Here is an 11,977-nt window from a genome sequence, read left to right as displayed (position 1 = left end):
CCCCTGCTGCAGGTAAGCCCCGCGTCAGAGCCGGTTGACGTCCGTTACCCGCACCACGGCGGTTCCGGTGTCGTCCGACGCCGCCAGGTCCACCTCGGCCGAGATGCCCCAGTCGTGGTTCCGGGCAGGATCGTCGAAGATCTGCCGCACCTTCCACAGCCCAACATCCTCGGTGATGATGAGCAGCCCCGGGCCACGGGCATCCGGACCGGTCCCAATGTCGTCGTGCTCGTCGAAGTAGTCGTCCAGAACGTCTTCCCACCGGTCCCGGTCCCAGCCCGAGCCGGCGTCCAGTTCACCAAGGGCCGCCGCGTCCTCGTCAGCGAACAGTTCAACGCGGCGGAACATCTCGTTGCGGACCATCACGCGGAAGGCCCGGATGTTCGGGGTGAGCGACGGCGGGGGAGGCGGCGGCGCGTCGTGCGGGGTGGGCATGGCCCCGGACGCCAGTTCTTCCCATTCATCCAGGAGGCTGGAGTCCACCTGGCGCACCATTTCACCCAGCCACGCGGTGAGGTCTTCAAGGTCCTCCCGCAGCATGTCCTGCGGCACCGTCTGCCGCAAGGCCTTGAAGGAATCCGCCAGATATCGCAGCACGATGCCTTCCGAGCGGGCCAGCCCGTAGAACTGCACGAACTCGCCGAAGTTCATGGCACGTTCGTACATGTCCCGCACCACGGACTTGGGCGCCAGTTCGAAGTCGCCCACCCAGGGGGCCGCCTTCCGGTAGACCTCGAAGGCCTCCCCAAGGATGTCCGCGAGCGGCTGCGGGTAGGTGACCTCCTCCAGCATCGCCATCCGCTGGTCGTAGTCGATGCCGTCCGCCTTCATGGCCGCCACGGCTTCGCCCCGCGCCTTCTTCTGCTGCGCGGAGAGGATCTGGCGGGGCTTTTCCAGCGTCGCCTCGATCACGGACACCACGTCCAGGGCGTACGACGGCGACTCCGGGTCAAGGAGCTCCAGCGCAGCAAGTGCGAAGGGGGAGAGCGGCTGGTTGAGTGCGAAGTTCGGCTGCAGGTGGACGGTCAGGCGGACGCTGCGTCCGTCAGCTTCCTGCTGGTCCGCCGGGATCCGCTCCACCACCTCCGCCGCCAGCAGCTCGCGGTAGATGCCCAGTGCCTTCTTCATCAGCTGCAGCTGCGAGGAGCGGGGCTCATGGTTTTCGGTCAGGAGCCGCCGTGCCGCAGCGAAGGGATCGCCGGGCCGCTCCATGAGGTTCATGAGCATGGCGTGGGTGACGGCGAAACTGGACGTGAGAGGGTCCGGTACGGACTCGACCAGGCGCTTATAGGTGGGCTCGCCCCAGGACACGAAGCCTTCGGGGGGCTTCTTCTTGACCACCTGGCGCAGCTTCTTCTGGTCGTCGCCGAACTTTGCCACGGCTTTCGCCATCGCCTTGACGTTCTCCGTCACGTGCTCGGGGGCCTGGACCACCACGGTTCCGGCAGTGTCGTAGCCCGCGCGGCCGGCACGGCCCGCGATCTGGTGGAACTCGCGTGAGTTGAGCAGCCGGGTGCGGACGCCGTCGTACTTGCTCAGGGCGGTGAGCAGGACGGTGCGGATGGGGACGTTGATCCCCACGCCCAGGGTATCTGTGCCGCAGATGACCTTGAGCAGGCCGGCCTGCGCGAGCTGTTCCACCAGGCGGCGGTACTTGGGCAGCATGCCCGCGTGGTGCACGCCGATGCCGTGCCGGACCAGCCGGTTGAGGGTCTTGCCGAAGCCGGCGGCGAAGCGGAAGTTCGCGATGAGCTCTGCGATCCTGTCTTTTTCCTCGCGGGTGCAGACGTTGATGCTCATCAGTGTCTGGGCGCGGTCGATTGCCTCGATCTGGCTGAAATGGACCACGTAGACGGGGACCTGTTTGGTGGTGAGCAGCTCTTCGAGCGTCTCGTGCACCGGGGTCTCATGGTAGTAGAAGTGCAGCGGGATGGGCCGTTCGGCGGAACTCACCGTGGTGGTGGGGCGGCCGGTGAGGTCGGTCAGGCCCTTCTCGAACCTGGTGACGTCGCCCAGGGTGGCGGACATTAGCAGGAACTGGGCCTGCGGAAGTTCCAGCAGCGGCACCTGCCAGGCCCAGCCGCGCTGCGGATCCGAGTAGAAGTGGAACTCGTCCATGATGACGGCGCCGAGTTCGGCTGCCGCACCCTCCCGCAGTGCCGTGTTCGCCAGGATCTCGGCGGTGCAGCAAATGATGGGTGCGTCCTGGTTGACCCCGGAATCGCCGGTGATCATCCCTACGTTCTCGGCGCCGAAGATGTCGCAGAGGGCAAAGAACTTCTCTGACACCAGTGCCTTGATGGGCGCCGTGTAGTAGCTGCGCCGGCCTTGGGCCATCGCCTGGAAATGCGCGGCGATGGCAACCAGTGATTTTCCGGACCCGGTGGGGGTGGCCAGGATGACGTTGGCACCGGTGGCCAGTTCCATGACGGCCTCGTCCTGCGCCGGATACAGCGCCAGGCCGCGGCTTTCCGTCCATTCGACAAAGCGGGTGTAAAGGTCATCGGGATCGACGGCGGCGGAGGAGTTCCGGGGCAGATCGGTCAGCTGGTCAACGAGTTTCATTGGTTTCCAGCTTAGTGCCAGGGTGCTCCCGGAAATCCGCCGCGTACCGGCTAGGCTTCGCGGTATCTGTGACACGACCAGGCAACGGGGAAGCTTATGAAATGGAATCCGGCCAAATACGTCCAGTTCGGTGATTACCGGAACCGGCCGTTCTTCGATCTCACCGGCAGGATCGACGCGGACTGGCCGGTAAGGGTGGTGGACTTGGGCTGCGGACCGGGGAACCTCACCGCCACGCTGGCCGGGCGGTGGCCGGAAGCCGAGGTGGTGGGCGTCGACTCGTCGGCCGAGATGCTGGACAAGGCGGGGACTGTAGCCGCCCGGCATCCGCTCCTGCGGTTCGAACAGGCCGACATTGCCGGCTGGATGCCGCCAGCGGAAACGGATGTGGTGGTCAGTAACGCCGCCCTCCAATGGGTGCCCGGGCACCAGGACCTCATGCGGGATTGGCTGGCCGCCCTGCGTCCCGGTGGCTGGTTCGCCATGCAGGTGCCGGGGAACTTCGGGGCGCCCTCCCACACGTTGATGCGGGAACTCGCAGCGTCAGCCCGGTGGGCACCGAAACTCGACGGCGTGCTTCGCGGCGGGGAATCGGTAGGTGAGCCGGCGGACTACCTCACTATCCTGCTCGACGCCGGTTGCACCGCAGATGCTTGGGAAACCACGTACCAGCAGGTCCTGCCGGGCCCGGACCCGGTCCTTGAGTGGGTGCGCGGCGCGGCCCTGCGCCCCGTGCTGGCCGTCCTCTCACCGGACGACGGCAGGGAGTTCGAAGCAGAATACGCAGCGGCGCTCCGCACCGCCTATCCGCCGGGACGGCACGGCACCGTCTTCCCATTCCGCCGGATATTCGCTGTGGGGCGCAAGAACTAACGAAATCCATTCGCTGGACAAGCTCTACCGCACTGTCACATGTTTGACAAAAATAGTAAGTGATCTGCCTTACAATGAGCGTTGTGGCTGGTGGGGAACGGTTGCCGCCGCCCCGCAGGCTTCCCGACCTTCTGGAGGTGCGTTGCTGATCCGACTCATGGGGCGGCTGCTTATGGCGCACAAAGCTCCCGTTGCCGCCGTCGTGCTCCTGCAACTGGTGCAGGCCGCCGCCAACCTTCTGCTCCCCACCATCAACGCGGCCATCATCGATGACGGCATCGTGGCAGGCAACACCTCGTCCATCCACCGATTGGGCCTCCTCATGGCCGGAATTGCCGTGGTGCAGGCGGCTGCGGCCATTGGGGCAGGCTACTTTGGCGCAGCCATCGCCATGAAGCTCGGCCAACAGCTCCGGGCGGAGATCTTCCTGAAGATCCAGTCCCTGTCCTCGCGCGAGGTGGCCCGGTTTGGAACCCAGAGCCTCACCACCCGGGTGACGAACGACACCCAGCAAATCCAGGCCTTCGCGCTCCTGGTGCTCACCATGCTCATCGCCGGGCCCGCCATGGGCCTGGGCGGAGTCATCCTTGCCCTCCAGCAGGACGTGGGGCTGTCCGCAGTCATCATCGTCATCGTGCCGCTGCTCGTGCTGATCATGTCCGCCATCGTGCGGCGCCTCATACCGCTCTACCGCGAGGGGCAGGACCTGCTGGACAATTCCGGGGGCATCCTGCGGGAGCAGATCATCGGCGTGGCCACCATCCGGGCATTTGTGCGCCAGGAGCATGAGACGGACCGTTTCGCCCGCGCCAACGGCAGCCTCACCGCCAACAACCTCCAGTCAGCCTTGCTCGTGGCCGCCATGCTGCCGATGATCATGCTGGTGGTGAACCTGTCCTCGGTGGCAATCGTGTGGTTCGGTGGCCAGCGCATCCAGGCCGGACAGATGAACATCGGTGCGCTCACGGCGTTCATTGCCTACATCATGCAGATTCTGCTGGCCATCATGATGTCCATGTACGTCCTGATGACGGCACCGCGGGCAGCCGTGTGTGCGGAACGGATCGGCGCTGTCCTGGACACCGAGCCCTCGGTGGCGGATCCCGGGGAGCCCGCGGCACCCATGCTGCCGGCCCAGCCCCAGGACGGACCCAGCGGGTCCGTCCCGCAGGGCAGCTCCGTGGAGTTCACGGGTGTCGGCTTCTCCTATCCCGGGGCCGAGGCGCCTGTCCTTGCCGGCGTCAGCTTCACCGCGCTGCCCGGCACCACCACGGCCATCGTGGGATCCACGGGCAGCGGAAAGTCCACCCTGCTGAACCTGGTCCCGCGTTTCCTCGACACCACCGAAGGCGCCATCACACTCGACGGCGTCAACATTAAGGACCTGCCCCTGGATGTGCTGCGCGGCTCCATGTCCGTGGTGCCCCAGCACTCGCATCTGTTTTCCGGAACCATCGCGGAGAACCTGCGGATGGCGGCACCCGGAGCATCGGACATGGAACTGTGGGATGCCCTCGAAAAGGCGCAGACCATGCGCTTCATGGGCGCATTGCCCCTGGGCCTTGAGACGCCGGTGGGGCAGGGCGGAACCAAACTGTCCGGGGGACAGCGCCAACGGCTCTGCATAGCCCGCGCACTGCTCCGCAAGTCATCCCTGTATCTCTTCGACGACAGCTTCTCTGCACTTGACTACCACACCGACACGCGGCTGCGGCAGGTGCTGGACGCCGAACTCGCGGCCGCCACCATCCTTGTTGTGGCCGAACGCGTCTCCACTGTCGAGGACGCCGAATTGATCCTGGTGCTCGACGGCGGCCAGGTGGTTGCGCAGGGTACGCACCGGGAGTTGCTGGAGACGTCGTCCACCTACCGGGAAATCGCGGAATCACAGCTGGCCCTGGACGGCCCGCAGTGACGGCGCCGGCCGGCACTACGGCGGCAGACCCGGCTTTCCGCGCCACATCGTGGCGGCTCCTCGGGCTGCTGCGGCCGTTCCGGCGGCTGATGCTCGGAGCCGTCGCAGCCACCTGTGCCTTCGCCGGCCTGAACGTGGCCGCCCCCAAGTACCTGGGCGATGCCACGGACGTGGTGGTTGATGGCGCCTACGGCGGCAGCACAGACCAGGAACGACTCGTCCTGCTGCTTGCGGCAGTGGCGGTGATGTACGTCCTCGCGTCGCTGTTCAACTGGATCCAGGGCGCACTGACGGCGCGTTCCGTCCAGGGACTGATGTACAACATGAGGGCTGCCGTGGAGGACAAACTGCACCGGCTGCCCGCCTCCTACTACCGCGACAGCTCCCGCGGCGACGTCCTGAGCAGGGCCACCAACGATATCGACAACATCTCCCAGGCGTTGAACCAGCTCCTGACACAGCTGATCATGTCCGTCCTGATGCTGTCCGGGTCGCTCGCCATGATGCTGTGGATCTCGCCGCTGCTGGCGGCCATCGCACTCGCCACCGTTCCGCTGTCCACCTGCATCACCTTTTTCGTGGCCCGCAGGTCGCAGGTGCATTACGCGCGGCAATGGATGGAAACCGGTGAGCTCAATGCGCATGCAGAGGAATTCATCACGGGCCATGAGGTCATCAAAGCCTTCGGATACCAGTCCCGGGCGGCCGGCGTGTTTGCGGCCAGCAACTCGCGGCTGGCCCGTGCATCCACGAAAGCCCAGTTTTCAGCCGGTGTCGTCCAGCCCCTCATGGTGCTGATGGCCAACCTGACCTATGTTGCGGTGGCCGTCATCGGAGCCCTCCAGGTCATAGCGGGAGCCATGACCATCGGCGGGATCCAGGCTTTCATCCAGTTCAGCCGGCTCTTCACCCAGCCGGTGGGACAGATCGGCGGCCTGCTCAATGTCATGCAGTCCTGCGCCGCGTCCGCCGCCCGCGTTTTCGCCCTGCTGGACGCGGAAGAGGAGGCTGCCGACCCTGATGCCGCGGACGGGCAGCCTGCGGCCGGCGGAGCAATCGTGTTCGACGACGTGACGTTCGGCTACCCGGGCTCGTCCCCGGCCGTCCGCAACCTTTCGTTCAGGGTGGAGCCCGGGCAGACGGTGGCCGTCGTGGGACACACCGGTGCAGGAAAAACCACCGTGATAAACCTGCTGATGCGGTTCTATGAGCCGACCTCGGGCCGAATCACCATCGGCGGAACCGATACCTCCGCCGTGCCCCGGGACCGGCTGCGTGCACAGTTCGGCGTGGTGCTCCAGGACGCCTGGCTGTTTGCGGGCTCCATCCGCGAGAACATTGCCTACGGTTTGCCGGACGCCACCGAGGCCAGCATCCTGGCCGCCGCAGAGGCCAGCCACGTTGACCATATTGTCCGGGCACTGCCGGACGGATACGACACCGTGCTGGAAGACGGGGGAGAACCCCTCAGCCGGGGCCAGCGCCAGCTCATCACCATTGCCCGGGCGCAGCTCTCCGGCCGCGCCGTCCTGATCCTGGACGAGGCAACGAGCTCCGTGGACTCCAGGACCGAACTGCTGATCCGGCAGGCCACCCAGCAGCTGAGGCACGGCCGGACCAGTTTCGTGATTGCCCACCGTTTGTCCACGGTACGCAACGCTGATCTAATCTTGGTCATGGACCACGGACGCATCGTCGAACAGGGCAACCACCAAAACCTCCTGGCGGCCAAAAGCTACTACGCCCGGCTCTACTACGCCCAGTTCGCTGCCCGCGCCGGCAATGCCGGCGTCCTCGAGGCGGGCCGGTGAAGGCCGTCCCCGACTTCCCCGGGGCCTGGAAGCCCAACACCGCCAGCACGGTGGCGCTGTACGAGCAGCTGAGGCTCCGCATCATCCACTTGGCTGACAGCGGTGCGCTTCCGCCCGGCAGCCGGCTTCCCGCTGTCCGCTCCCTGGCTGACAGCCTTGACGTGGCCCCGCACACAGTGGCCCGGGCCTATAAAGAGCTGGAGGCGGCGGGCATCGTGGCCACCCGGGGCCGGAACGGGACGGTGGTCAGTGCACGTGACGAACGTCTCATCGGGCTCTCCGAAGCGGCGGCGGCCTACGCCGAAGCCGCCAAGTCGCAGGGGGCAACGTTTGCCGAAGCCGTGAAGCTGCTGGCGGCCGCCTACGACGCCCGCTGAGGGCCCTGGGCGGTGACGGTTTCGAAGAAGTTTTCGATTAGCATTATTGGGTGCCTAAAGCCTTAGCTGAAGAAACCGCCATCGAACCCACTTCCGTCACCGAGCCCTCCACTGGCATTGTGCAGCGCCATGACCTGTCCCGGCTCGTGGTGAAGGGCGCCCGCGAACACAATCTCCGGAATGTTGACCTGGACCTGCCGCGCGACGCGATGATCGTCTTCACCGGTCTGTCAGGCTCGGGCAAATCCTCACTGGCGTTCGACACGATCTTCGCCGAGGGCCAGCGCCGCTATGTCGAATCACTGTCCGCCTACGCCCGCCAGTTCCTCGGGCAGGTGGACAAGCCGGATGTCGATTTCATTGAAGGCCTGTCGCCGGCAGTTTCCATCGACCAGAAGTCCACCAGCAAGAACCCGCGCTCCACGGTGGGCACCATCACCGAGATCTACGACTACATGCGCCTGCTCTGGGCGCGCGTGGGCCGGCCGCACTGCCCCGTCTGCGGCAAGCCCGTTGCCAAGCAGACGCCGCAGCAGATCGTCGACCAGCTGCTCGAGCTCGACGAAGGCACCCGCTTCCAGGTCCTCGCCCCGGTGGTGCGCGGGCGGAAGGGCGAGTTCGTGGACCTCTTCAAGGAGCTCAGCGCCAAGGGCTACTCCCGGGCACGGGTGGACGGCGACCTCGTCCAGCTGAGCGATCCGCCCAAGCTGGGCAAGCAGTTCAAGCACACTATCGAGGTGGTGGTGGACCGGCTGGTGGTCAAGGAAGGCATCAGCCAGCGGCTCACGGACTCCATCGAAACCGCCCTCGGGCTGGCTGAGGGCCGCGTCCTGGCTGAGTTCGTGGACCTCGAGGCGGATGACCCCGCACGCATCCGGGCGTTCTCCGAGAACCTCGCCTGCCCCAATGAGCATCCCCTCGCCATCGACGAGATCGAACCCCGATCCTTCTCCTTTAATAACCCCTTCGGCGCCTGCGCAGCCTGCAGCGGCATCGGCACCAAGCTGGAAGTGGACGAGGAACTCATCGTCCCGAACCCGGAGCTCTCCCTGTCCGAGGGCGCCATCGCCCCCTGGTCGATGGGAACTGCCACCACCGAGTACTGGAACCGGCTCCTCGAGGGCCTGGCAAAGGAACTCGGATTCTCGATGGACACCCCCTGGGAGAAGCTGGGCAAGGACGTCCGCCAGACTGTCCTGCACGGCAAGGACCACAAGGTGGTGGTGCAGTACCGGAACCGCTTCGGACGGGAACGCAAGTACAGCACCGGGTTCGAAGGCGCCATCCAGTACGTGCACCGCAAGCACGGCGAAACCGACTCCGACTGGGCACGCGACCGGTATGAGGAGTACATGCGGCAGATCCCCTGCCCTGCCTGCAACGGCGCGCGCCTCAATCCGGCGTCCCTGTCCGTGCTCATCAACGGCAAGTCCATTGCCGAAGTGGCGGCCCTTCCCATGCGTGACTGCGCCGCGTTCCTGGAGAACCTCGTCCTCACCGGCCGTGAAGCCCAGATCGCGCACCAGGTCCTCAAGGAAATCCAGGCGCGCCTGACGTTCCTCCTGGACGTCGGGCTGGAGTACCTGAACCTCGAACGCCCGTCCGCCACGCTGTCCGGCGGCGAGGCGCAGCGCATCCGGCTGGCCACCCAGATCGGCTCCGGCCTGGTGGGCGTGCTCTATGTCCTGGACGAGCCGTCCATCGGCCTGCACCAGCGCGACAACCGGCGGCTCATCGATACCCTCACCCGGCTCCGCGACATGGGCAACACCCTGATTGTGGTGGAGCACGACGAGGACACCATCCACGTCGCCGACTGGATCGTGGACATCGGACCCGGCGCCGGCGAGCACGGCGGCCAGGTAGTGCACTCCGGCTCGTACAAGGAGCTCCTGGAGAACACCGCATCCCTGACCGGCGACTACCTGTCCGGGCGCAAGAGCATCGACGTGCCCAAGAAGCGGCGCAAGTACGACAAGAAGCGCGAGCTCAAGGTGGTGGGTGCACGCGAAAACAACCTCAACAACGTTGACGCCGCATTCCCGCTCGGCCTCTTTACCGCGGTGACCGGGGTGAGCGGTTCCGGCAAGTCCACCCTGGTGAACGAGATCCTGTACAAGGTGCTGGCCAACAAGCTCAACGGCGCCAAGCAGGTGGCAGGGCGCCACAAGACCGTCCAGGGCCTTGAGCACCTGGACAAGGTGGTCCACGTGGACCAGAGCCCCATCGGGCGCACGCCGCGCTCCAACCCGGCCACCTACACGGGCGTCTTCGACAACATCCGCAAGCTCTTCGCCGAAACCACTGAAGCCAAGGTTCGCGGCTACCTTCCCGGCCGGTTCTCCTTCAACGTCAAGGGCGGGCGCTGCGAGGCCTGCTCAGGCGACGGCACGCTGAAGATCGAGATGAACTTCCTGCCGGACGTCTACGTCCCCTGCGAGGTTTGCCATGGCGCACGGTACAACCGGGAAACCCTGGAGGTGCACTACAAGGGCAAGACCATCGCCGAGGTCCTTAATATGCCCATCGAGGAGGCGGCGGAGTTCTTCGCCGCGTTCTCACCCATCGCGCGGCACCTGAACACCCTGGTGGACGTCGGCCTGGGCTACGTCAGGCTCGGCCAGCCGGCCACCACCCTCTCCGGTGGTGAGGCGCAGCGCGTCAAGCTGGCGGCAGAGCTGCAAAAGCGCTCCAACGGCCGGAGCGTGTATGTGCTGGATGAGCCCACCACCGGCCTGCACTTCGAAGACATCCGCAAGCTGCTTCTGGTCCTGCAGGGCCTGGTGGACAAAGGCAACACCGTCATTACCATCGAGCACAACCTGGACGTCATCAAGAGCGCCGACTGGATCGTGGACCTGGGACCGGACGGTGGCTCCGGCGGCGGACAGATTGTCGCCACCGGCACGCCGGAGCAGGTTGCAACGTCCACCACAAGCCACACGGCCAGCTTCCTCGCCGAAATCCTGGGGTAGGACAAGAGAAATATTCCGCCGCAGGAATGCGAGTTTCAGGCACTGCTGCTGACGTGAGAAACTAACCCGGTGACTCCAACAACAGTGCCCGTGATCTTTGACCTGGACGGCACTCTTGTCGATCCGGCCGGTGGAATAACAGAAGGAATTGCGGCGGCCCTGACAGCCGTGGGGCTTCCCGTTCCCGGCCAGGAGCTGCTCGAAGCCATGATCGGCCCCAAGCTCAGCGATTCCCTGCTCAATGTGGCACAAGTGCCCGCCCACCTCCTGGACGAGGTCATCCGCCGCTACCGTGAGCACTACGTGGCTACCGGCATCGCCCAGAGCCGGCTGTACCCGGGCATCCGCGAAGTGCTGGAATCCTTCACGGCCGCCGGGACGCCGGTGGCCGTGGCCACCCAGAAACCGCAGAACCTGGCCCGGAAGGTCCTGGCGCACCACGGCATCGACGGGCTGTTCCTGAGCATCCGCGGCTCGGCCGACGACGAGACGGCCGTCGAAGGGGTGCCACTGGGAAAGACGGAAATCATCGCCGCCGCCCTTGAGGACCTGGAAACCCGGCACGCCCTCATGGTGGGGGACCGCGCCCAGGATGTCTCGGGAGCCATTGCCAACGGGCTCGACTGCATCGGTGTTGCCTGGGGTTTCGCTCCCGACGGCGAACTGGAGAACGCCGGGTCCGTGGCCGTCGTGGACACGGCGGAAGAGCTGGTGAAGGTCATCGACCGGCTGCAGGCCATCCACAGTGCCGCCATGAGCGAGGTGACCAACGATGGAAATGTTTGAAGCCGTCCGCTGGACCACGCGGAGCCTGATCGCGGGCACCTGCCGGCCCACCGTCGTCGGCGTTGAAAACGTCCCCACGGACGGGCCCTTCATCGTGGCACCCAACCACCTGTCCTTCTTCGACAGTGTTATCGTCCAGGCGCTGATGCCCCGTCCGGTGGCGTTCTTCGCCAAAGCCGAGTACTTCACCACCGGCGGGATCAAAGGCAAAGTCATGAAGGCCTTTTTCGAGTCCGTGGGCTCCATTCCCGTGGAGAGGGGCGAGCAGGCGGCGAGTGTCCAGGCGCTCAAGACCCTCCTGGACATCCTCGAGTCCGGCCGCGGGATCGGCATCTACCCTGAGGGCACGCGCTCCCGGGACGGCATCCTCTACCGCGGACGCACCGGCGTGGGCTGGCTTGCGCTGACCACCGGCGCGCCGGTAATCCCGGTGGGCCTGGTCGGCACGGAGAACCTGCAGCGTGCGGGCGAGAAGGGCGTACGGCCCCAGCACTTCACCATGAAGGTGGGGGAGCCGCTGTATTTCGACAAGACCGGCCCGGACCATTCGCTGCCGGCCCGGCGCGAAGTCACTGACCGGATCATGGATGCCATCGCGGAACTCAGCGGCCAGGAACGGTCCACCAGCTACAACCAGAGCAAAGCGCTCGACTAGGCCGCCAGCGGCAGGGGGTC

At 65.8% G+C, this 11,977-nt stretch carries 8 protein-coding genes; 7 read left to right on the top strand and 1 reads right to left on the bottom strand.

The features are described 5' to 3' along the window. Nucleotides 1–24: 24 nt before the first annotated feature. Nucleotides 25–2,565 carry a DEAD/DEAH box helicase gene (locus AC5RUO_RS09410; protein WP_494103328.1) on the bottom strand — a complete coding sequence of 847 codons (2,541 nt, stop codon included), beginning with the start codon at nt 2,563–2,565 and terminating at the stop codon, nt 25–27. Nucleotides 2,566–2,661: 96 nt separating this feature from the next. Between AC5RUO_RS09410 and AC5RUO_RS09405 the strand changes: the two genes are divergently transcribed. The 7 genes from AC5RUO_RS09405 (at nt 2,662) to AC5RUO_RS09375 (ending at nt 11,957) form a co-directional block, all read left to right on the top strand. Then, nucleotides 2,662–3,438: a trans-aconitate 2-methyltransferase gene (locus AC5RUO_RS09405; protein ID WP_494009064.1), complete on the top strand. Its 777-nt coding sequence runs from the start codon at nt 2,662–2,664 to the stop codon at nt 3,436–3,438. A 172-nt stretch (nt 3,439–3,610) separates the two neighbouring features. Further along, entirely contained in the window at nt 3,611–5,353 is a 1,743-nt protein-coding gene (locus AC5RUO_RS09400) for an ABC transporter ATP-binding protein (RefSeq protein WP_494009065.1), read from the top strand. A gap of 89 nt (nt 5,354–5,442) precedes the next feature. Continuing rightward, nucleotides 5,443–7,164, top strand: coding sequence for an ABC transporter ATP-binding protein (locus AC5RUO_RS09395; RefSeq protein WP_494103399.1), 1,722 nt, complete (start codon nt 5,443–5,445; stop codon nt 7,162–7,164). Beyond that, on the top strand, nt 7,161–7,541 hold the full coding sequence (locus AC5RUO_RS09390; RefSeq protein WP_494009066.1) for a GntR family transcriptional regulator: 381 nt from the start codon (nt 7,161–7,163) through the stop codon (nt 7,539–7,541). Before AC5RUO_RS09395 ends, AC5RUO_RS09390 begins: the two co-directional genes overlap by 4 nt. Before the next feature lie 50 nt (nt 7,542–7,591). Next, nucleotides 7,592–10,516, top strand: coding sequence for an excinuclease ABC subunit UvrA (gene uvrA / locus AC5RUO_RS09385; protein ID WP_494009067.1), 2,925 nt, complete (start codon nt 7,592–7,594; stop codon nt 10,514–10,516). Nucleotides 10,517–10,585: 69 nt separating this feature from the next. Next, nucleotides 10,586–11,302 (top strand): HAD hydrolase-like protein, encoded by a 717-nt coding sequence (locus tag AC5RUO_RS09380; RefSeq protein ID WP_494009068.1) that lies wholly within the window; start codon nt 10,586–10,588, stop codon nt 11,300–11,302. Next, on the top strand, nt 11,289–11,957 hold the full coding sequence (locus tag AC5RUO_RS09375) for a lysophospholipid acyltransferase family protein (RefSeq protein WP_494009069.1): 669 nt from the start codon (nt 11,289–11,291) through the stop codon (nt 11,955–11,957). The genes AC5RUO_RS09380 and AC5RUO_RS09375 overlap by 14 nt, the downstream gene beginning before the upstream one ends. The last annotated feature ends 20 nt before the right edge of the window (nt 11,958–11,977 follow it).

The sequence above is a fragment of the Arthrobacter sp. Y3221087 genome, assembly GCF_059089905.1.
Note: the sequence above shows the minus strand (reverse complement) of the source record. Positions and strands in the feature narration are given on the sequence as shown.